The organism is Eubacterium sp. BIOML-A2 (assembly GCF_009680135.1).
GTDB lineage: Bacteria > Bacillota > Clostridia > Lachnospirales > Lachnospiraceae > Faecalicatena > Faecalicatena contortus_B.
This window is the reverse complement of record NZ_WKZK01000002.1, coordinates 142,418-164,589: the sequence shown is the minus strand read 5'-3', so window position 1 is coordinate 164,589 and position 22,172 is coordinate 142,418. Positions and strand designations below refer to the sequence as shown.

15 protein-coding genes and 3 pseudogenes are annotated in these 22,172 nt (G+C 54.1%); all 18 read left to right on the top strand.

The features are described from left to right. The first annotated feature begins 4 nt into the window (after positions 1–4). The 18 genes and pseudogenes from GKG43_RS01475 (at position 5) to GKG43_RS01390 (ending at position 22,172) form a co-directional block, all read left to right on the top strand. Positions 5–217: a DUF5348 domain-containing protein gene (locus tag GKG43_RS01475; protein ID WP_129878401.1), complete on the top strand. Its 213-nt coding sequence runs from the start codon at positions 5–7 to the stop codon at positions 215–217. 43 nt (positions 218–260) lie between these two features. Then, on the top strand, positions 261–737 hold the full coding sequence (locus GKG43_RS01470; protein ID WP_117441073.1) for a PcfB family protein: 477 nt from the start codon (positions 261–263) through the stop codon (positions 735–737). Beyond that, positions 734–1,213, top strand: a pseudogene (locus tag GKG43_RS01465) (conjugal transfer protein TraG); the annotation flags it as partial. The gene GKG43_RS01470 and the pseudogene GKG43_RS01465, both read left to right, overlap by 4 nt. Before the next feature lie 580 nt (positions 1,214–1,793). Next, positions 1,794–3,611: a reverse transcriptase domain-containing protein gene (locus GKG43_RS01460; RefSeq protein WP_003504504.1), complete on the top strand. Its 1,818-nt coding sequence runs from the start codon at positions 1,794–1,796 to the stop codon at positions 3,609–3,611. A 105-nt stretch (positions 3,612–3,716) separates the two neighbouring features. Continuing rightward, positions 3,717–4,484 (top strand): annotated as a pseudogene (locus GKG43_RS01455) (type IV secretory system conjugative DNA transfer family protein); the annotation flags it as partial. Positions 4,485–5,091: 607 nt separating this feature from the next. Next, positions 5,092–6,903, top strand: a complete 1,812-nt coding sequence (locus GKG43_RS01450; protein WP_025491730.1) for a reverse transcriptase domain-containing protein — start codon at positions 5,092–5,094, stop codon at positions 6,901–6,903. Positions 6,904–7,018: 115 nt separating this feature from the next. Further along, positions 7,019–7,576 (top strand): annotated as a pseudogene (locus GKG43_RS01445) (TraG/TraD/VirD4 family protein); the annotation flags it as partial. A gap of 29 nt (positions 7,577–7,605) precedes the next feature. Next, positions 7,606–7,833: a hypothetical protein gene (locus tag GKG43_RS01440; protein ID WP_003505006.1), complete on the top strand. Its 228-nt coding sequence runs from the start codon at positions 7,606–7,608 to the stop codon at positions 7,831–7,833. Positions 7,834–7,933: 100 nt separating this feature from the next. Beyond that, positions 7,934–8,149 (top strand): Maff2 family mobile element protein, encoded by a 216-nt coding sequence (locus GKG43_RS01435; RefSeq protein WP_003505007.1) that lies wholly within the window; start codon positions 7,934–7,936, stop codon positions 8,147–8,149. An 85-nt stretch (positions 8,150–8,234) separates the two neighbouring features. Continuing rightward, on the top strand, positions 8,235–9,098 hold the full coding sequence (locus tag GKG43_RS01430; protein ID WP_003505008.1) for a VirB6/TrbL-like conjugal transfer protein, CD1112 family: 864 nt from the start codon (positions 8,235–8,237) through the stop codon (positions 9,096–9,098). 51 nt (positions 9,099–9,149) lie between these two features. After that, complete coding sequence (locus GKG43_RS01425) at positions 9,150–9,686, top strand: MT-A70 family methyltransferase (RefSeq protein ID WP_202976917.1); 537 nt, start codon at positions 9,150–9,152, stop codon at positions 9,684–9,686. 6 nt (positions 9,687–9,692) lie between these two features. Continuing rightward, positions 9,693–10,142 carry a PrgI family protein gene (locus GKG43_RS01420; RefSeq protein WP_003505010.1) on the top strand — a complete coding sequence of 150 codons (450 nt, stop codon included), beginning with the start codon at positions 9,693–9,695 and terminating at the stop codon, positions 10,140–10,142. Next, positions 10,045–12,450 carry a VirB4-like conjugal transfer ATPase, CD1110 family gene (locus GKG43_RS01415; protein ID WP_129878399.1) on the top strand — a complete coding sequence of 802 codons (2,406 nt, stop codon included), beginning with the start codon at positions 10,045–10,047 and terminating at the stop codon, positions 12,448–12,450. The genes GKG43_RS01420 and GKG43_RS01415 overlap by 98 nt, the downstream gene beginning before the upstream one ends. Positions 12,451–12,479: 29 nt before the next feature. Then, a complete protein-coding gene (locus tag GKG43_RS01410; protein WP_003505012.1) occupies positions 12,480–14,450 on the top strand; it encodes a C40 family peptidase in 1,971 nt (656 codons plus the stop codon). 22 nt (positions 14,451–14,472) lie between these two features. Next, positions 14,473–14,727 carry a DUF4315 family protein gene (locus GKG43_RS01405; protein ID WP_003505014.1) on the top strand — a complete coding sequence of 85 codons (255 nt, stop codon included), beginning with the start codon at positions 14,473–14,475 and terminating at the stop codon, positions 14,725–14,727. Beyond that, on the top strand, positions 14,717–15,514 hold the full coding sequence (locus GKG43_RS01400) for a DUF4366 domain-containing protein (RefSeq protein WP_003505015.1): 798 nt from the start codon (positions 14,717–14,719) through the stop codon (positions 15,512–15,514). Before GKG43_RS01405 ends, GKG43_RS01400 begins: the two co-directional genes overlap by 11 nt. Further along, positions 15,511–17,601: a DNA topoisomerase 3 gene (locus tag GKG43_RS01395; RefSeq protein ID WP_129878397.1), complete on the top strand. Its 2,091-nt coding sequence runs from the start codon at positions 15,511–15,513 to the stop codon at positions 17,599–17,601. The genes GKG43_RS01400 and GKG43_RS01395 overlap by 4 nt, the downstream gene beginning before the upstream one ends. Positions 17,602–17,744: 143 nt before the next feature. After that, positions 17,745–22,172 (top strand): LPD25 domain-containing protein, encoded by a 4,428-nt coding sequence (locus GKG43_RS01390; RefSeq protein ID WP_003505021.1) that lies wholly within the window; start codon positions 17,745–17,747, stop codon positions 22,170–22,172.

Below are 22,172 nucleotides of genomic sequence, written 5' to 3'. Positions count from 1 at the left end.
CCCTATGAAACAGGGTGCATTGATTTTTGACGAACAGACAGACCGCTACGACATCCGCTTTGATTTGGCGGACTACTACGGCGGCCTGCACTGTGGGGAAACCCTTGACGTGATGGTGGGCGGCAGGTGGAGGCCGACCCGCATTGAAATGGCGGAGAAATGGTATCTTGTCGGCATACGCGCCGACGACCTCTCCGGCCTGCGGGTACGGATTTAAGCCGCGCCGCCTGCCTGCTTGACTTCCAAAGGAGGGATGGCAGTTGCAGGAAGAAGTCGATCAGAAAACCATAGCGTTAGCAATCAAGACCGGCAAGCTCACCGGCCAAGCGCTGCAAGCGGCCATGAAGAAGTATCTGGAAGCCCGGAAAAAGGGCAAGGCCAGACTTCCCCACGGCCAGCAGAGCTTGCGGAAGCTCAAACGGGACGGTTCCGCGCTGTCCAATATCGAAATCACCGAGGCCAACATCGGCCTGTTTAAGCCCTGCGCCAAGAAATACGACCTTGATTTTAGCCTGCGGAAAGACAATACCACCCATCCGCCCCGCTATATCGTGATTTTTAAGACCAAGCAGGCGGACAATCTGGAACAGGCGTTCAAGGAGTTCACAGCCAAGAAGCTAAACCGGGAGGAACGGCCCTCCATCCGAAAGACCCTATCCGCCATGAAACAAAAGGCTGCGGCCAAAGAGAAACAGCGGGCCAAGGAGAAAGTCAAGGAAAGGGGGCTGTCGCTGTGAAGCCAGAAGTAAAAAAACTGATAATTGCCAACCTGCCCTATCTCCTGTTTGTCTATCTGTTCGGCAAGCTGGGGCAGGCATACCGGCTGGCGTCCGGGGCGGATATTTCGGAAAAGCTGCTGCACTTCCTCGACGGGTTTTCAGCGGCCTTTGAGAGCGCCGCCCCCAGCTTCCACGGCTTTGACCTGCTAATCGGCGTGACCGGTGCGGCGCTGCTGCGGCTGATGGTGTACCTGAAAGGCAAGAACGCCAAGAAATACCGGCGCGGGGTAGAGTATGGCAGCGCCCGTTGGGGCGGCCCCAAAGATATAGCCCCGTACATCGACCCCGTGTTTGATAACAATATCCTGCTGACACAGACGGAACGCCTCACCATGAACAACCGGCCCAAAGACCCCAAGACGGCCAGAAACAAAAACGTGCTGGTGATCGGCGGCTCCGGCAGCGGCAAGACGCGATTTTTTGTGAAGCCCAGTGCGCCCGTAAGGGCGGTATAAATCCTACCTTGAGCAAGTAGTAGGTAAAAGTATCAAGCGGCATTGTGCCGCAACCTATCATTCCCCGTCTTACCCCAAAAGGGAAACCGGAGGGCGACCATAGCATGACGGAGGACACGGGGCGCTGAAGCCTCAGAAGCGCCGGCGTGACGGAATGAAAATCCACGTATGAGGATGGAAGCTAGACTGCTTGAATGACAGCCTGAAATCGGGACCAAGAGCGTACCCCTGACGTAGAGAGGTTGTACTCGTCAGTGTTCCTGACAGTCGCATTGTTTGGCTATGCGGCTGCTGATACTCGGAGCAGGTTCAGCCACGGGAAAGTGGAAAAAGGCGAACGTCACATACCGACAACGTGGAACGCTTGTTTATACCGTACTAAACGGGGATTGCCTAAAGTGAAATGCCGAAAGGCTATGAAAACGCTGAAATGCGGGGTTCTGAATATTCACCATGGCAACAGAGTTCCCATAGTAGTCTGCGGACGGGAAAGCCGTCTACATGGCAAAGGGGAACAGTGAATCATTTTCAAAACAGAAAGGATGGTGTGTGAGACACTATGAGAAATCCGATTCATGTCTTGAAAAGCCTTGAAGAAAAGGCAAGTGTAAGTAACTACAAATATGAAAGATTATATCGCAACCTATACAATCCAGAGTTCTATCTCCTTGCATATGCGAACATTGCGAAATCGCAGGGGAGCATGACGCAGGGGGTAGACGGGCAGACGCTGGACAACATGAGCCTGCCGAGAATTAACCGGATTATTGAATCCATACGCAACAGGACATATCAGCCAAAGCCTGCAAAAAGAAAGTACATTCCTAAAAAGAACGGGAAACTTCGCCCGTTGGGAATCACTTCTACTGATGATAAGTTAGTGCAGGAAGTGGTCAGAATGATTCTTGAAGCAATCTATGAGCCGACATTCAGCAACAATTCACACGGTTTCAGACCAAAAAGAAGCTGTCACACGGCACTTACGCAAGTGAAGAAAAACTTCACAGGTGTTACATGGATTGTCGAGGGAGACATTAAGGCGTGCTTTGATAACTTCGACCATCATGTGTTGGTTGAATTACTGCGGAAAAGGATTTCAGACGAGGCTTTTATCGGTCTAATCTGGAAGTTCCTGAAAGCCGGATATATGGAACAATGGCAGTACAACTGCACCTACTCCGGTGTTCCGCAGGGCAGCGGTATCAGTCCGATATGTGCAAACATCTACCTCAGCGAACTGGACAACTATATGCAGGAATACAAAGAAAAGTATGATTGCGAGCCAGAACGCAGAAGGACGACCAGAGAATACGAGCGGGCGTCCCGGAGATACAGAAAGGCACGTAAAGCGTTAATGGGCGCAGAAAAATCAACTCCTGAACTGGTAAAAGAATTTAAGGATTCCAGAAGGAAGAAGATGAATCAGCACTATTACAATCCGTTTGAGGAAGGCTTCAAGAAAATCCAGTACAACCGTTACGCCGATGATTTTGTAATCGGCGTTATCGGCTCCAAAAAGGACGCAGAAAAAATCAAGGAAGATGTAAAAATCTTTCTCCAAGAAAAACTGCATTTGGAAATGTCCGAGGAAAAGACGAAAGTCACCCATTCCAGTAAGCCGGTACGCTATCTGGGGTACGATTTCAAAGTAATCCATTCCAAGAACATGAAGCGTTGTAAAAACGGCGACATGAAACGGGTGTGGTATGGAAAAGTATTCCTGTATATGCCGAAAGAAAAATGGATTAAAAAAGCGATGGAACGGGGAGCGATACAGGTGAAACGCAACAATGACACAGGCAAAGAAATGTGGCGGCCTATGCCAAGGAAAGACCTGATGAACCGCAGCGACGCAGAGATTGTGTCTACTTTCAATTCCGAAATTCGAGGGTTATATAACTTCTATCGGATAGCAGAAAACGTAGGCGCATTGCACAAGTATTACTACATGGTGCGGTACAGCATGTTAAAAACTCTGGCAGGAAAGCACAGAACGAATGTCAGTGTTATTAAGAAGCGGCACATGGTAAACGGAGTACTGAGAATCCCATACGATACAACTAAGGGACGTAAATACTGCGAATTTTACCATGATGGATTCAGAAAGCACAGCGACGGCTATGACAATGTGGCAGACGTTATGCCGAGTTATAGGAAATATGACAGCAGGCACACGATAGTAAACCGCATAAAAGCCGGAGTATGCGAGATTTGCGGGGAACATGCAGACTATTTATGTATGCACCACGTAAGAACGCTGAAATCGCTGAAAGGCAGGGATATATTTGAGCAGAAAATGCTGAAAATGAGAAGAAAATCTCTGGCTCTCTGCCCTGACTGCTTTGAACTCTTACACGAAACCAAAGAATCAAGGTGATTCATGGAAAGCCGGATACGCTGAGAGGTGTACGTCCGGTTTGGGAGGCGGCTCCCTGAAACCTACTGATGAAAGTCAGCAAGGCGCAGGGTGCCTACCTCATACCTCATGCAGTGCGTGTCCAAGGACTATCCGACCTCTTTTGTTATCACTGACCCCAAAGGCGGCCTGATCGGGGAGGTGGGCCAGCTCCTTGTGCGAAGCGGCTACCGGGTGAAAGTGCTAAATACCATCAACTTTTCCAAGAGTATGCGGTATAACCCGTTCCGCTATATCCACAGCGAAAAGGACATCTTGAAGCTGGTAAACACGCTGATCTGCAACACCAAGGGGGAGGGCGAAAAGAGCGCCGAGGATTTTTGGGTGAAGTCGGAACGGCTTTTGTACTCCGCCCTCATTGGCTATATCTGGTATGAAGCGCCGGACGATGAAATGAATTTCACGACGCTGCTTGAAATGATTAACGCCAGTGAAGCCCGCGAGGACGACCCGGAATTTCAATCGCCGGTTGACCTGATGTTTGAACGGCTGGAAGAAAAAGACCCGGAACACTTTGCCGTGCGCCAATACCGTAAATTCCTGTTATCCGCCGGCAAGACCCGTTCCTCGATTCTGATTAGCTGCGGAGCCAGATTAGCGCCCTTCGACATCCGGGAAGTGCGGGAGCTGATGGAGGACGACGAGTTGGAGCTTGACACCATCGGGGATGAAAAAACGGCCCTGTTCCTCATTATGAGCGACACGGACACGACCTTTAATTTCATTCTGGCTATGGTGCAGAGCCAGCTTATCAACCTTTTGTGCGACCGGGCGGATGATAAATACGGCGGGCGGCTGCCCGTCCATGTACGGCTGATTTTGGACGAGTTCGCCGTGCGCTCGTAAGCGGAACCCATTCGTTCCGCGCGGGCTTGTTTGTAATCTATCTTTAGCAAGATAGTAGGTTCAATGTGAGGGCTTCGCAGAAGCCTAATTCCTATCATCAACCGACTTATCCGAAAGGGAAACCGGACGGGGAGTATAGCATGTCGGTAACGGTGCTATTCAGTCAGCTATCAGACTGTGAACGGGCATCAAGATGAAACGTCATGTATGAGGTTAAACAGCTATACTGCTTAAATGACAGCCAGAGGGGCTTTATCGTCAGCACTGACGGAAGATAGCTATTATACGTCAGGCAGTGCAGGGTGTACGCAGAGTTGTGCGAACTGCGTCTACACATCACATTCCGCACTGACCAGCCGCAATAAGCGGAAAATGGCGAACGTCGTAACCGACAACATGACACGCTTGTACAGACAAGCCTAAACGAGGATAGTCTAAACAGGAACGCTTATCATTTTAAGCTATGGCAGTAAGTGTCTGAATATCCTGCAAGGCTACGGAGTCTCCATAGTAGTCTGAGGCGGTAATACCGTACACATGGCGAAGGGAGACAGCTATACGACTGAAATAATTTAGGAAAGGTGTGTGAGACACTATGAGAAGTCCAAAGATTATTTTGGAAAATCTACAGAAACACTCGAAAGAGGAAAACTACAAGTATGAGAGACTGTATAGGAATCTTTACAACGAAGATTTTTATTTGCAGGCTCTCCAAAACATCTATGCCAACAAGGGAGCGATGACACCCGGCATAGATGGGCTGACACTCGACGGATATGGTAAAGAAAGAGTGGAGCGGATTATCAATGCAGTAAAAGACCACAGCTATCAGCCGAATCCAGTCCGCAGGCAGTATATCAAAAAGAAGAACGGGAAAATGAGACCGCTCGGAATCTCATCATCTGATGACAAGCTGGTGGAGGAAATCGTAAAAATGATACTGGAAAGTATCTATGATCCGACGTTCTCCAACTATTCCCACGGTTTCAGACCGGGCAGAAGCTGCCACACAGCACTTTTACAGTTACAGCAGAACTTTACTGGTGTGAAATGGTTTGTGGAGGGAGATATAAAATCGTATTTTGATACGATAGACCACCATAATCTCATCAATATCCTGCGCAGGAGGATAAAGGACGAAGCATTTATAGAGCTTATCTGGAAATTTCTGGGAGCAGGATATATGGAGAACTGGGAATACAACGCTACTTTCAGTGGAATAGCCCAGGGTTCCGGTATCAGCCCTATCCTTGCGAACATCTATCTGAATGAATTTGACAGATTCATGGAGGATTATAAAAAGAAGTTCGACAGGGGAACGGGCAGGAAAAGGAATAATGAATACACCAGAAAACAGTCGCACCGCCAACGATGCAAGAATAAAATCCGAAAAGAATGGGACGGATACTCGGACGCAGAAAAACAGGAGGCATTACGCCGCCTGTCAGAGCTAAAAAGAGAGTTCCAGAAAATCCCTATGGGAGACCCGATGGACAAAAACTATAAGCGGATTCAATATGTGCGGTATGCCGATGATTTTCTTATTGGTGTAATCGGCAGTAAAGAGGACGCAGAAAAGATTAAAGCAGACATCGGGAAATTCTTTGAGGAAACGCTGAAACTGGAATTGTCTGCGGAAAAGACGCTCATTACAAACAGTGACGACAAAGCGAGGTTCCTCGGCTATGACGTTACGGTATGTAACGACAGTGCAGTGAAGAAAGCCAGAGGAAAAGGTACAACTAAAGCCTATACTGGCAAAATCAAGCTGTACCTGCCGAAAGAAAAATGGGTAGGTAAGCTGTTAAGCTATGGCGTGCTGAAAATCGTGTCAAAGGCGGGAGAAAAAGAAGTCTGGAAGCCATTACAGCGGAATGACTATATATTTCTGCCAGTGCATGAAATGGTGCGGAAATACAATGCGCAGATTCGGGGGATTTATAACTATTACCGCCTTGCGAGTAATGTTTCCGTACTGAATAAGTTCCATTATGTTATGGAATACAGCCTGTACAAGACAGTTGCGGCAAAATACCGTATTACGATGACAAAAGCAAAGCTCAAATATACCAAAAACAAAGAGTTCAGAGTACCGTACAAAACCCAGAGAGGCGTGAAGTATGCAGTATTTTACAACGATGGTTTCCGAAAAGTGAAATATGCTCTCGGAGGTTATGTTGATGTAATACCCGAATATGAGCAGATGAACAAGCCGAAAGAACTGTTTTTCAGATACAAGGCGAACGTCTGTGAGATGTGCGGTGCATATGTGCCTGCGGTTAAGGTATATCAGGTTAAAAGTATGAGCGACCTTGATGTGAACACAGACTGGGGAGCGATTATGAATAAGAAAAAAAGAAAAACGCTTGTAGTATGCGGAGACTGTTACAACAGAATCCATAAATAATGTAGAGAATGTATAGTGGGGAGCCGTATACATCGAGAGGTGTACGTGCGGTTCCGGGGCGAGGACTCGGAAACCTGCTGTTGTGAAGCAGTAAGGCGCCGGATTCTTAGCCTACAACATCGGCCAGATACCAAATTTTGACAAGCTGATTGCCACCATCCGAAGCCGGGAAATCTCGGCTTCTATCATTTTACAAAGCCAATCGCAGCTAAAGGCCATTTACAAGGACGCGGCGGAAATCATTTCCGACAACTGCGATTGTACGCTTTTCCTTAGTGGCAGAGGCAAGAACGCCAAGGAGATCGCGGACGTGCTGGGGAAAGAAACCATTGATAGCTACAACCAGAGCGAGAACCGGGGCGCGCAGACCTCCCATGGATTGAATTATCAGAAGTTAGGAAAGGAGTTGATGAGCCAGGACGAAATCGCAACGATGGACGGAGGCAAGTGTATTTTGCAGGTACGCGGCGTGAGGCCGTTTTTCTCGGAGAAGTACGACATTACCCGCCACCCCCGCTATAAGTACCTCTCGGACGCCGATAAAAAGAACACCTTTGACGTGGACAGATACTTGTCGTCCATGCGCCGCAAAAAGCGGCGTGTGGTATCGGAGGATGAAGCCTTTGAGCTTTACGACATTGACCTGTCGGACGAAGATTCCGCCGACCAGTAAGGCGGCTGGCAAAGAAAGGAGCCTGACCTATGAAACACTCGGACGAAATTACATTTGCGGATTGCTTCAAGTCGATAGAGAACGTCTATCGCGCCATTTTTTCTGTTGCCGTCATGTGCCGGTGGATAGCGGAACACAACACCGTCCCCACCGACGCGGAGGCCGTACAGATGGAAATGGAAATCAACCGGCAAGTGTGTGACGCATGGGCGGAAATCTATGTGACTGCCCTGCGGGAATGGCTGGGCGGCCAATAACTCCGGGCCGCCTGCGGATTGTGACGCTGTTGCCGGGAAATGACCGGCAGCTTTTTTTGAAACCAAACAACATCACAATCTGAATGTATGGAGGTAATTTATGGATTTTTTCAATTCTGCTGTTGACGTTTTACAGACTATCGTTGTGGGCCTCGGCGGTGCGCTTTGCGTGTGGGGAGGTGTCAATCTTTTGGAGGGGTACGGGCAGGACAACCCGGCCTCCAAAAGCCAAGGGGTCAAGCAGTTAGTCGCGGGCGGCGGCGTGGCGCTGATCGGCGTTACCCTTGTTCCGCTGCTCTCCGGGCTGCTGGGATAACCGGCCCAATGCCAACCGCTAACCTTAGAATCGCCCCCGCGCCCTCCCTCTTTTTGGGAGGGCGCGGGAAAGGAGGTGTACCCACATGATCGGTGATTTGATTGGGGAATGGATAAAAGGAATCCTGATTGACGGTATCATGGGGAACCTGTCAGGGCTGTTTAACACCGTGAATACCAAAGTCGGGGAAATCGCGTCGGACGTGGGGAGTACCCCGCAGGACTGGAACGGCGGTATTTTTTCTATGCTGCAATCCCTGTCGGAAACGGTAATCGTCCCTATCGCGGCGGCCATTCTCGCCCTTGTGATGTGCTATGAGCTGATTGAAATGATTGTAGAAAAGAACAATATGCACGATTTTGACAGCTCCATGTTTTTCCGCTGGATGTTCAAGAGCGCCTTTGCCATCCTCATTGTGACGAACACATGGAATATCGTCATGGGCGTGTTCGACGCCACGCAACAAGTCGTCAACCAGAGCGCCGGGGTAATCATCGGGGAAACCAGCATTGACTTTGACACGCTGCTGCCTGATCTGGAAAGCCGCCTTGACGCGATGGACATTGGGCCGCTGCTCGGCCTGTGGTTCCAGACCCTTGTGGTGGGGCTGACGATGAACATTCTTTCCATCTGCATTTTCCTTGTGACCTACGGGAGAATGATTGAAATATACGCTGTGACCGCGCTGGGGCCTATCCCCCTTGCCACGCTGGGAAACGCGGAGTGGCGCGGCGTCGGCCAGAACTATTTGAAATCCCTGCTGGCGCTGGGCTTCCAAGCCTTTCTCATTATGGTGGTTGTCGGGATTTATGCGGTGCTGATTCAGGAGATCGGCACGGCGGACGACATTTCCGGCGCGATATGGGGCTGTATGGGCTATACCGTTTTGCTTTGCTTCTGTCTGTTCAAGACCGGCAGCATATCGAAAGCCGTATTTACTGCACACTGACAGACAGGAGGAACACCAACCATAGAGGAAACACAAAAGAAAACCTACAACATCATTTACGCCGACCCGCCGTGGCGCTATGAACGGAAAGCGGTACAGGGGGCGGCGGAAAAGCACTATCCCACGATGGGGATTGACGAGCTGTGCGCCCTGCCAGTGGAAACGCTGGCTGACCGGGACTGCCTGCTGTTTTTGTGGGCCACATTCCCGCAGCTTCCAGAGGCGTTGCGGCTGATTAAGGCGTGGGGCTTCACATTCAAGACCGTGGCCTTTGTCTGGCTGAAATTAAACCGCAAAAGCCCCACATGGTTTTACGGGCTGGGCTACTGGACAAGGGGAAACGCGGAAATCTGCCTGCTTGCCAAGCGGGGCCAGCCGAAGCGCCATTCTAAAAGCGTCCATCAGTTTATCATTTCCCCCATTGAGGAACACAGCAAGAAACCAGACATTACCCGCGAGAAAATCATAGAGCTGGCGGGCGACCTGCCTCGCGTGGAACTGTTCGCAAGACAGAAAACCCCCGGCTGGGAGGTGTGGGGCAACGAAGTGGACAGCGACGTTTCACTGTCCGTATCAGAAACGAGGTGATATTTTATGGCTTATGTAACTGTTCCCAAGGATTTTACCCGCGTGAAATCCAAGGTGGTGTTTGGGCTGACGAAACGGCAGCTCATTTGTTTTGGCGGTGCGCTGCTTGTAGGCGTCCCGCTTTTCTTTTTACTTAGGGGCCGCGTCCCCACTAGCGCGGCGGCACTGATTATGGTGTTCGCCATGCTTCCGGGCCTGCTTCTGGCCCTCTATGAGCGCCACGGCCAGCCCCTTGAAGTGGTGGTATGGCAGATCATCCAGTGCTGCTTTCTTATGCCGAAAGAGCGCCCCTACCAGACCAACAACGCCTATTCTGCCCTTGTGCGGCAGCGACAAATGGAAAAGGAGGTAAACGCCATTGTCCAAAAAGCAAAGGAACGAAGCGCCGGAAAAAAAGCCGGTAAAGCTGACCCGCGCAGAAAAGAAAGAGATTCAGGCCGTCATCCGCAAGTATAAGGGCGACGGCAAGCCCCACTCCGCACAGGAGAGTATTCCCTACGAGGCCATGTATCAGGACGGGATTTGCCGCCTGACGCCCCGCACGTTCTCCAAGTGTATCGAGTTTGCGGACATCAGCTATCAGCTCGCGCAGGCGGACACCAAGACGGCCATCTTTGAAAACCTGTGCGATTTATACAACTATCTGGACGCCTCTATCCACGTCCAGTTTTCTTTTATCAACCACAAGATCGACCCTAAGCAGTACGCCAAGAGCTTTGAAATCCGGGCGCAGGGGGATGATTTTGACGACATCCGGGCCGAGTATTCCGCCATCCTGAAAGACCAGCTTGTAAGCGGGAACAACGGCCTCATGAAACGGAAATTCCTGACCTACACCATCGAGGCCGACAACCTGAAACTGGCCCGCGCAAGGCTGCGCCGCATTGAAACCGACCTCTTAGGCTATTTCAAGAGCATGGGGGCCGTGGCGTGGGGGCTGGACGCGAAAGCTCGTCTGGAAGTCATGTACAGCATTTTCCACCCGGACGGGGAGCCGTTTCCATTCGATTGGAAATGGCTGGCCCCCTCCGGCCTCTCCACCAAGGACTTTATCGCCCCGTCCTCGTTCCGTTTCGGAAATGCCCGGCTGTTTGGGCTGGGTGGCAAGTATGGGGCTGTGAGCTTCTTAAACATCCTTTCCCCGGAGCTGTCGGATGAAATGCTGGCGGACTTCCTCAACACGGAAAACGGGATTGTCGTCAACCTCCATGTGCAGGCCATCGACCAGAGCGAGGCCATTAAAACCGTCAAGCGGAAAATCACCGACCTTGACGCCATGAAGATTCAGGAACAGAAACGGGCCGTCCGCAGCGGTTACGACATGGATATACTTCCCAGCGACCTTGCCACCTACGGGCAGGACGCCAAGGAGCTATTAAAGACCTTGCAGAGCCGGAATGAACGGATGTTTCAGCTCACCTTTCTGGTGCTGAACACCGCCGACACCCGGCAAAAGCTGGACAACGATGTATTTTGGGCCGCAGGCGTGGCGCAGAAATACAACTGTTCGCTTGTCCGTCTGGACTACCAGCAGGAGCAGGGCCTTATGAGCAGCCTCCCTTTGGGGGCCAGCCACATCAAAATTGAGCGTTCCCTGACGACTTCCAGCGTAGCCGTATTCGTGCCTTTCGTGACGCAGGAGCTTTTTCAGGGCGGCGACGCCATGTATTACGGCGTCAACGCCAAGACCGGCAACATGATTATGCTGGACAGGAAGCGGGCGCGCTGCCCCAACGGTTTAAAGCTGGGAACCCCCGGAAGCGGCAAGTCCATGAGCTGTAAATCCGAGATTTTGAGCGTGTTCCTCTGTACGCCGGACGACGTGTATATCTGTGACCCGGAGGCGGAGTATTACCCCCTTGTCAAGCGGCTTCACGGTCAGGTGGTGAAGCTCTCGCCCACCAGCAAAAGCTATGTGAATCCGCTGGACATCAACCTGAATTACTCCGAGGATGAAAGCCCGCTGGCCTTAAAATCCGACTTTGTGCTGTCGTTCTGTGAGCTTGTCATGGGCGGCAAGAACGGGCTGGAAGCCATCGAAAAGACGGTGATTGACCGGGCCGTGCAGGTGATCTACCGGCTCTATCTGGCAGACCCCCGCCCGGAAAATATGCCAATACTTTCCGATCTCCACCAAGCCCTGTTAGACCAGCATATCCCGGAGGCTGACCGGGTGGCGCAGGCCCTTGACCTGTATGTGTCCGGCTCCCTGAACGTCTTTAACCACCGTACCAACGTGGACATTGAAAGCCGGATTGTGGCCTTTGACATCAAGGAGTTAGGCAAGCAGCTAAAGAAAATCGGTATGCTGATTGTCCAAGACCAGATTTGGGGCCGGGTGACGCAGAACCGCAGCCAGGGCAAGGCGACGTGGTTCTTTTGTGATGAATTTCACCTGCTTTTGCGGGAGGAACAAACGGCGGCCTTTTCCTGCGAGATTTGGAAGCGTTTCAGGAAGTGGGGCGGCGTCCCGACAGGTGCCACCCAGAACGTGAAAGACCTCCTTTCCTCCCCGGAAATCGAGAACATTTTGGAAAACAGCGACTTTATCTGCCTGTTAAATCAGGCCAGCGGTGATAGGAAAATCCTTGCGGAACGGCTGAACATTTCCCCCCAGCAGCTACGGTATGTGGACAATTCCGAACCCGGCGAGGGGCTTTTGATTTATGAGAACGTGATTCTGCCGTTTAAGAACCCGATCCCGAAGAACACGCAGCTCTACCAGATCATGACGACCCGGTTAGGCGAGGGGGCCACAATATGAGCGCCGGGCCAGATAGGAGGTGATTTACCATGAAGCGCCCCTTAAAACCCCGTGATAAAATCACCCAGCGCATGACCCACGACGGGCTGACGCTGGATAACCAGACCACCGGCGAGAACGTCAACGTGTCCAGCCGGGAGGCCGAGCAGGAATATACCGCCGAGCCGGGCGGCACGGCGGAAAAAGCACTGGAACGGGCCGACCAGCTCCACAGCCGCCATAAGGCGAAGCAGGCGGCCAAGGACGCCGGAGAGGTAGTGGCGGAGGGAGGCGAAGCCCTGCACCGGCCCACCTCCCGCCTGCAATTTACCGCCGAGGAACGGGCCTCCCCGGAGCTTGCCCCCTATATCAAAAAAGCCGAGAAACGGGCGGATAAGCTGGACGCGGCCAAAGACGCCCTCCCGAAGAAGCGCGTACTTACCAAGGAAACCGTCTACGATGAAGCCAAGGGAAAGGCCAAGAGTAAACTTCACTTTGAAAAAGTGGAAAAAGACCCGCCGAAGCTCAAAACCAATCCGGCCAGCCGCCCCGTACAGGAGGCGGGGCTATATCTCCACGGGAAAATCCACGAGGTAGAACACGAAAACGTGGGCGTGGAGGGCGGCCACAAGGGGGAAGAACTGGCCGAGCGTCAGGCGGGCAAGGCCCTAAGAAGCACCAGACAGCGGCATAAGCTAAAGCCCTACCGGGCCGCAGCCAAGGCCGAGAGGAAATCCATAGCCGCCAACGCCGAGTTTGTGTATCAAAAATCCCTGCGGGATAACCCGGAAATGGCGCAGGCGGTAAAGAACCCGGTTTCCCGCTTCTGGCAGAAGCAGAAAATCAAGCGGCAGTATGCCAAGGCAGCGCGGGCGGCGGGCCAGACGGCACAGGGCGCGGCCAGCACCGCCAAGACCACGGCCACCACAGCCAGGAAAGCCGCCAAGGAAAGCAAAAAGGCCGCCTCCTTTGTGGCCCGCCACTGGAAAGGGGCGCTGCTGATCGGCGGCGTGGGCCTGCTTCTCATGCTGATTATGGGCGGCCTGCAATCCTGCACCGCCATGTTCGGCAGCGCCGGGACGGGGCTTGCGGCCACCTCCTATCTGTCCGAGGACAGCGATATGCTGGGGGCCGAGGACGCCTACGCCGGGATGGAGGCCGACTTGCAGCATGAGCTTGACAACTACGAAAGCCTGCACCCCGGCTACGACGAGTACCGTTTTGATTTGGACGAAATCAGCCATGACCCCTATGTGCTGACATCTATCCTCTCCGCGCTCCACGGCGGGGCGTTTACGCTGGACGAGGTACAGGGCGATCTTGCCATGCTCTTTGAACAGCAATACACCCTGACGCAGACCATTGAAACGGAAATCCGTTACCGCACGGAAACGAGGACAGACAGCGAGGGCAACGAGTACGAGGTGGAAGTCCCCTATACCTACTATATCTGCAACGTGACACTTACCAACAACGACTTATCCCACCTGCCCGTTTATCTCATGGACGAGGAACAGTTAAGCCTGTACGCGGCCTATATGCAGACATTAGGCAACCGGCCAGACCTCTTTCCAACCGGCAGCTATCCCCATGCCTCCACCGTCAAGGAGCCGACCTACTATGAAATCCCCCCGGAAGCTTTGGAAGATGAAACCTTTGCGGCCATGATTGCGGAAGCGGACAAATATGTGGGCTATCCCTATGTGTGGGGCGGCAGCTCTCCAAGCACCAGCTTTGATTGTTCCGGCTTTATTAGCTGGGTACTCAATCAGAGCGGATGGAGCGTCGGGCGGCAGACGGCGCAGGGGCTTTATAACCTCTGTACCCCCGTCACAGCGGGGCAGGCCAAGCCCGGCGATTTGGTGTTTTTCGTCGGCACCTACGACACTCCCGGCGTTTCCCATGTGGGGCTTTATGTGGGTAATTCCGTCATGCTGCACTGTGGCGACCCCATTTCTTACACAAATCTAAATTCAAGTTACTGGCAATCTCACCTATTTTGTTACGGGCGTCTACCCTGACGCCAGAAAGGAGTTTTAGACTATGGCAGCAAATAAACTTGACCGTATTGAAAAGGACATTGAGAAAACCAAGGGCAAGATCGCGGAATTGCAGAAACAGCTCCGGGAGCTGGAAGCGGCAAAGACCGAACAGGAAAACTTGCAGATCGTCCAGCTTGTGCGCGGTCTGAACATGACCCCGCAGGAGTTCGCCGCCTTTGTGCGCGGCGGCGCTCTGCAAGCGCCCCCGGCCCCGCAGCCGGAGTTTGAACAGGAGGGAAACGCTGATGAAGAATAAGCTCATTCGCAGATTTACCGTGACGCTGGTCGCTGTGCTTTGCATGGCGGCTTTTTCCGTCACCGCCTACGCCGGGGGCGCTGACCCTGACCCGGAGCCGCTGCCGGAAACCACCGAGGCCCCTTTGCCGGAGGAAACGGAGGAACCCACCACCGGGGGCATAGAGATGGAGCCGGAGGGCGTACCCGTCACCCCGGAGGGCAACGCGGCTCTGGTAGATGATTTCTACGGGGATAAACAGCTTATCACCGTCACAACCAAGGCCGGGAATTATTTCTATATCCTGATTGACCGGGCCAACGAGGACAAGGAAACCTCCGTGCATTTCCTGAACCAAGTGGACGACGCCGACCTGCAAGCGTTGTTGGAGGACGGCGAACAGGAGCCGCAAGCCTGCACCTGCACGGCCAAGTGTGAAGCCGGAGCCGTCAACACGGCCTGCCCGGTTTGTAAGAATAACCTGACCGCCTGCGCCGGGCCGGAGCCGGAACCCGTAGGCGAGGAAGAACCGGCAGCGCCGGAGAAAGAAAGTGGCGGTATGGGCGGCCTTGTGGTGTTCCTTGTGGTAGCGCTGGCAGGCGGCGGCGCGGCCCTTTACTTCTTTAAGCTCCGTAAGCCGAAAGCGGATGTCAAGGGCAGCGATGATCTGGATGAGTACGACTTTGGCGAGGACGAAGAAGAAGCCCCGGAGCCGGACGACGCCACCGATGGGGACGCCCAAGAGCCGGGGGAAGATTTGTTGATAGAGGAAGAAGCAACAGAAACGAATAAGGAGGACGAGGAATGAGTATTCAGTTAGTGATTGCAGAGAAGCCGAGCGTAGCCCGCAGCATTGCAGGCGTGACCGGCGCGGATAAGAAACAGGACGGCTACTTTGAGGGAAACGGCTATCTGGTGAGCTGGTGTATCGGCCATCTGGTTTCCCTTGCCGACGCCGGGGCCTACGACGGGCGTTTCAAGAAGTGGCGCTATGACGATTTGCCGATTCTCCCGCAGGAATGGCAGTATATCATCCCGGACGAGAAGAAAAAGCAGTTTGAAGTCCTGCGTTCCCTGATGGAGCGCCCCGATGTGGACGGCCTTGTGTGCGCCACCGACGCCGGACGCGAGGGGGAACTCATTTTCCGTTTCGTCTATCAGATGGCGGGCTGTCAAAAGCCGTTCAAGCGTCTTTGGATTTCCAGCATGGAGGACGGGGCCATCCGTGACGGCTTTGCCAGCCTGAAACCCGGCGCGGACTATGACGCCCTCTATCAATCGGCCCTTTGCCGGGCGCGGGCGGATTGGCTGGTGGGGATAAACGCCACAAGGCTTTTCTCCATCCTCTACCACAAGACCCTGACCGTGGGCCGGGTGCAGACGCCCACCTTAAAAATGCTGGTTGACCGGGAGGCCAAAATCAGCGGTTTCAAGAAAGAGAAAAATCACGTTGTCCATATCGCAGCGGGCGGCATGGAGGCGGCCAGCAGCCGCATTTCCAACCCCGGCGAGGCGGACAGCCTGAAAGCGGCTTGCGCCGGGGCGCAGGCCGTTTGTGTTTCCGTGGCGAGGGAGAAAAAGACGGAGCAGCCGCCCCGCCTCTATGACCTTACCACCTTGCAGCGGGAGGCCAACCGGCTCTTTGGCTTTACCGCCAAGCAGACCCTTGATTACGCCCAACAGCTCTACGAAAAAAAGCTGCTGACCTACCCCCGCACGGACAGCCGGTATTTAACCGACGATATGCAGCCCACAGCGGAAAGCCTTGTGTCCGGCCTCTGGCCCCTGCTTCCCTTTGCAAAGGGGCTTGACCTCTCCCCGCAGTTTGGCCGGATTCTGGACAGTAAAAAGGTGAGCGACCACCACGCCATCCTCCCCACAATGGAGTTTATCGCCAAGGGCTTTGACGGCTTGACCGAGGGGGAGAAAAAACTACTTTCCCTTGTCTGCTGCAAGCTGCTGTGCGCCGTGGCCGCGCCCCATGTGTATGAGGCCGTCACCGCCACAATCACCTGCGCCGGGAATGAATTTACCGCCAAGGGCAAAACCATCCTGACGCCGGGATGGAAAGAGATTGACCGGCGCTTTAAGGCTTCCTTTCAGACCGACGCCGACGAGGACGCGCCGGAGCTTGCGCGGGAGCTGCCGGAGATTACCGAGGGCCAGACCTTTGACAAGGTGGAGGCCAGCGCCACCGAGCATTTCACCACGCCGCCAAAGCCCTACACCGAAGATACGCTGCTGTCGGCTATGGAACGGGCCGGGGCCGAGGATATGCCGGAGGACGCCGAGAGGCAGGGCTTAGGCACACCGGCCACCCGCGCCTCCATCTTAGAAAAGCTGGTGCAGATGGGATTTATCGAGCGAAAGGGCAAGCAGCTACTTCCCACCAAGGACGGCCACAACCTTGCCTGCCTCCTGCCGGATGTGCTGACCTCTCCCCAGCTTACGGCACAGTGGGAAAAGGAGCTGACGGCGATTGCCAAGGGGGAGGCCGCCCCGGAGAGCTTCATGCAGGGCATTGAGGAAATGACGCGGGGCCTGATTGCGAACTATTCCCAGATCAGCGAGGACGCCCAGCAGTTGTTTCAAAACGAGCGTGTGGTTATCGGCAAATGCCCGCGCTGCGGGGAAAGCGTCTACGAGGGGAAAAAGAACTACTATTGCGGAAACCGGGCCTGCCAGTTTGTCATGTGGAAGAATGACCGATTTTTTGAGGAACGAAAGAAAGCGTTCACCCCGAAAATCGCCGCCGCGCTCCTTAAAAGCGGGAAAGTCAAGATAAAGGGCCTCTATTCCGTGAAAACGGGAAAGACCTACGACGGCACGGTACTTTTGGCTGATACGGGCGGGAAATACGTCAACTATCGCATAGAACGGAGGGCAAAGAACTAAAAAACAGCAAGCATAGGGAGTGTAGCCACACTCCCGAAAACTCCCTGACCCGGTACACCCTGCCGGGCCGGGGAGTTTGCTTGTTGGGGAATATCCCCAAACCCCTACGCAAAACACGACCACAGAAAGGATGTGAGGAATGAATGTCGTACAGCTCTTACGACCATGACAGCTTAGAAACGGCTGAAACCATGAAGATTGAGCGCCGGATTTACTTTGAAAGTGAACAGTCCGACCTTTCCGGCCTGGCGGCCCTGCCCTTGTCGGAGCTTTTGAAGCAGCGGGAGGAAAGCGCCGCCGCCGAACAGGAAGTGTTTAACCGTCTAAAGGAGCTGGCCGCCGCATGGGAGGAACAGGCCGGAAAGACCCTTGCCCTTGATAAAACGCTGGACTATGCCCGGACGCTTCCTGTCAAGCATACCGCAAACCAATGGGAGCCGCAGGGCGATTTTCTCCGCGTCCGCAGCAACGCCGTCTATAAAATGTCCTATTCCATTACCGAGAACACTCGGTATAACAGCGCGGCGGAGAAATCCATCCCCTATTCATGGACGCTGGACTGGAATCTTTACACCAATGCGCCGGGGAATTACGGACAGGCCAGAATCGCCGGGCAAAAGAAAGTCTTTGACAGCCGGGAAGCACTGGACAAATATCTGAATGGCCGTATCAAGGCCCACCAGCATTTGTTTACGGAAATCTCCCCGGCCATCCTCAAGGAGTACGCCGACTATTTCAAGGTGAATGGCCTTTTGCTCCCCGGTTACACCATCGAGGGGGAAGCGCCCAGTCAGGCCGCCGAGCTGCCCCAGCAGACCACCGGGGCCGAAAAAGAACAGCCGGAGCCGTCCCCTGCTATCCAACCGCCTGAAAGGAGGGAACCCGTGAACGAAGTATTTTCTATCCTGATTGACAACCGCGCCGAAGCGCAGTCCGGCGGGCCGCACGGCTACTGGCTTTCCCTGCCGGCCACCGCTGAACAGGTGCAGGCCGCCATGAAAGAAATCCACATCAGCGCCGACAACCCGCAGGATTTTTTCATTGACGGCATTTCTGCCCCGGAGGGCCGGGCGCTGGAATTGCCGGAGGATTTGGTACGGGCCGCCAGTGTGGACGAATTGAATTTCCTTGCCGCCCAGCTTCAAAAGCTGGACGCTGTGGAGCTTGCAGGCCTCAACGCCGCCATGCACTCTCCGGAAAAATTTCAGTCTATCGGCCAGATCATCGACTACGCCGAGAACACCGATTGTTTTATCCTGATCGACGCCAAGGACAACCGCACACTGGGGGATTACTACTTAAACCGTTCCGGCCTGATGGTAGTCCCCGACGAGTGGAAACCGGCCATCGACACGGAACGGCTGGGCCAGTTTATCGCCAGCGAGGAAAAAGGCACGTTTACGGAGTACGGCTATCTCCTGCGAACCGGCGACGAGTGGCAGCGCGTCCACGAGGGCCAGCCCGTGCCGGAGGAATACCGGGTAATGGGCTATCCCGCGCCGGAAGCGCTGCGGGAGGAAGCAAAAGCCCAGCCAGAGCAGAAACAGGAGGCCGCAGCTCCGCCCCCGCAGCCCGTCACCCCCATTATCCTGAACAGCCAGAACAGCGCCGACCGCATGAAAGAAATCACCGACCGGCTGGAAACAGGAATACAAGAACTTTTCGAGAGTGAACGCTACAAAGCCTATCTCACCTCTATGGCGAAGTTCCACAGTTACAGCTTTAACAACACGCTCCTGATCGCCATGCAGGGCGGCCAGCTTGTCGCAGGCTATAACAAGTGGCGGGATGATTTTCACCGCAACGTCAAGAAAGGCGAAAAGGCCATCAAGATACTGGCTCCAGCCCCGTTTAAGGCCAAAAAGGAAGTGCCGAAGCTGGACGCCCAGGGCAAGCAAGTGATCGGCAGGGACGGAAAGCCTGTCACCGAGGTTCAGGAGGTACAGGTTCCGGCCTTTAAGATTGTTTCCGTCTTTGACGTGAGCCAGACCGAGGGGGAGCCGCTGCCCTCTTTGGGGGTGGAGGAATTGACGGGCGGCGTGGAGCAATACCAAGATTTTTTCAAGGCGCTGGAACAGACCTCCCCCGTCCCGATTGGTTTTGAGGACATCCCCGGAGGCTCTCACGGCTACTACCACCTGACGGAAAAGCGGATTGCTATTCAGGAGGGCATGAGCGAATTGCAGACCGTCAAGACGGCCATTCACGAAATCGCCCATTCCAAGCTCCACGCCATAGACCCGGAGGCCACGCCCGCAGAGCAGGCCGCCCGGCCCGACAGCCGAACCCGCGAGGTACAGGCCGAGAGCGTGGCCTATGCCGTCTGCCAGCACTACGGGCTGGACACGTCCGACTATTCCTTTGGGTATGTGGCCGGGTGGAGTTCTGGCAAAGACCTGCAAGAGCTGCGGGCGTCCCTTGAAACCATCCGCGCTACTGCCCACGAGTTGATAACCGCCATCGACGGCCACCTTGCCGAACTTCAGCAGCAGCGGCAGGCCCAGCAGGAACAGCCGGAGGCCGCCCCAATAGAGCAGGCCGCCGAGCAGCCAAACCCGGACGGCGTATTTTCCAAGCTGCCCCCGGAACAGCAGCAGGCCATGACCGATGAAGTGCGGGCCATGCTGCAAATGCTGATTGACACGGATTTGAAAATTACCGGCGAGGTATCGCAGGGGACGAAAGAGGCCATCCAGACACAGGGCTTTACGCTCTCCAAGGATGGAACGCTGGAAAAGGCCGAGGCCCGGCAGCCGCAGGCGTGGAATAGGATAGACGGGATTTTGAACGGAAAACCATTCATGCCGGAGGCGTTCCCCAATGAACGGGCCAACGCTTTGATTGACCTTGCAGAAAAGGACGGCCAGCGGTTAGGCAACGGGGAACGCCGGTTGATTGTGGAATATGCCGAGGCGGTGGACGACACGCAAAAGGTGATGGCCCTTGTCAATGAGCTTTGCGAACAGGGCTATGAAATGCAGTACGGCGAGGTGGACAGCTTTGTGAAAAGCCGGATAGAGGGGGAAATCGCCGTGGCAAACGCCGAGCGCCAGATCACCCTTGACCCGGCAGCGGAGCCGATTGTTACGATTCTTTGGAGTGAAAGCCCCCACCTGAAAGACGGCCAGCAAATGCCGTTACATGAAGCCGATGCCGTTTTTAAGTCACTGGACGAGGCCCAGCGCCATGACCGGGAACAGCCGGGTTATACAGGTCATTGGTACGATAAAACCAAGTTCCGCATTGATTTTACTATGCAGGGCCAGCCGGACAACTACGAGGGGCGGCAGGATTTTGGCGACGGAGACGGTTCCCTGATCGAGCATATCCAAGGGTATCACGAATACTACGCGCAGGATGAAAGCTGGAAAAACCATGTGCTGCACCACGAGGGGCCGGAGGCATGGGAGGCGGACAAGGCCCAGCGGGAAATGCTTCTCAATGAGTTTATCCCTTATATGAAGCAGCACTGTAACCTTTCCCGTATGGAGCAGGAGGCCCAGCGCCTTTTGCAATCCGGCGATTCCCTCCCGCCAGAGCAGACCGCCTATTTGACCGCCCTTGTGGACTATGTAAAGGAGTGCCGCCCGCTTCTCAATCAGGGGGAACCTTTGCCGGAGCCGCCGCAGCTTTCCGACTTTGATAAGAGCTTGCAAAACTACAAGGAGCAGGTACAGGCCGAGGTCGCGCAGGAGGCCAAGGCCGCCGGTTTGACGGTGGAGGAATATATTGCTTCTGGCTCCGATGCCCCGGCGCAGCCTAACTTTTCCATCTACCAAGTACCGCGCGGCCCGGAGGGGCGCGACTTCCGCTACCGTTCCTATGAGGGCTTGCAGGCGGACGGGCTTTCAGTAGACAGGAAAAATTACCAGCTGGTCTACACAGCCCCGTTGGATAAGAACGCCTCTCTGGACGAGATTTACCATTGCTTTAATATGGAACATCCCGCCGATTACAAGGGACGTTCCCTCTCTATGGGAGATATTGTAGTGTTCCGGCAGGACGGGAAACAGACTGCCTACTATGTGGATCGTATCGGTTATCGGGAGGTGCCGGAATTTTTCAAGGAGCAGGGACGGCAGCTTACCCCCGACAAACTGGAAACGGGCGAAACTGTTAAAACACCGAGGGGGACTTTCTATGTAACCGCCATGAGCCGGGAACAGATGGAGGCTGCCGGGTATGGATTTCACCACCAGTCGGAGGATGGCAGGTATCTCATTATGGCAAATGGTACGAGGGCCTTTGCCATCCCGGCCCAGCAGGACAGCCACATCAAAACCGCTGAAATGTCCACCGAACAGAACGAAAATATGATCGACGGCATCCTGAACAACACTCCGTCCATGGGAGAACTGGAAGCCAGAGCAAAGGCCGGAGAACAGGTTTCCCTTTCGGATGTCGCTGCGGCAGTGAAAGCAGAGGGACAAACGCAAAAACAGGCCCACAAGAATGCTAAGGCCAACCATAGCCAGAAAAAGCCCTCCATCCGGGCGCAGCTTGCAGCGGCTAAGAAGGAACAGAAAAAGAATCCCCCGCATAGGGAACAATCAAAGGAATTGGAGGTATGA

Coding starts and splice junctions, on each gene's coding strand:
- GKG43_RS01430 (WP_003505008.1), top strand. CDS start 8,235: ATGATCGGTGATTTGATTGGGGAATGGATAAAAGGAATCCTGATTGAC.
- GKG43_RS01400 (WP_003505015.1), top strand. CDS start 14,717: ATGAAGAATAAGCTCATTCGCAGATTTACCGTGACGCTGGTCGCTGTG.
- GKG43_RS01450 (WP_025491730.1), top strand. CDS start 5,092: ATGAGAAGTCCAAAGATTATTTTGGAAAATCTACAGAAACACTCGAAA.
- GKG43_RS01420 (WP_003505010.1), top strand. CDS start 9,693: ATGGCTTATGTAACTGTTCCCAAGGATTTTACCCGCGTGAAATCCAAG.
- GKG43_RS01440 (WP_003505006.1), top strand. CDS start 7,606: ATGAAACACTCGGACGAAATTACATTTGCGGATTGCTTCAAGTCGATA.
- GKG43_RS01390 (WP_003505021.1), top strand. CDS start 17,745: ATGTCGTACAGCTCTTACGACCATGACAGCTTAGAAACGGCTGAAACC.
- GKG43_RS01405 (WP_003505014.1), top strand. CDS start 14,473: ATGGCAGCAAATAAACTTGACCGTATTGAAAAGGACATTGAGAAAACC.
- GKG43_RS01475 (WP_129878401.1), top strand. CDS start 5: ATGAAACAGGGTGCATTGATTTTTGACGAACAGACAGACCGCTACGAC.
- GKG43_RS01435 (WP_003505007.1), top strand. CDS start 7,934: ATGGATTTTTTCAATTCTGCTGTTGACGTTTTACAGACTATCGTTGTG.
- GKG43_RS01410 (WP_003505012.1), top strand. CDS start 12,480: ATGAAGCGCCCCTTAAAACCCCGTGATAAAATCACCCAGCGCATGACC.
- GKG43_RS01395 (WP_129878397.1), top strand. CDS start 15,511: ATGAGTATTCAGTTAGTGATTGCAGAGAAGCCGAGCGTAGCCCGCAGC.
- GKG43_RS01460 (WP_003504504.1), top strand. CDS start 1,794: ATGAGAAATCCGATTCATGTCTTGAAAAGCCTTGAAGAAAAGGCAAGT.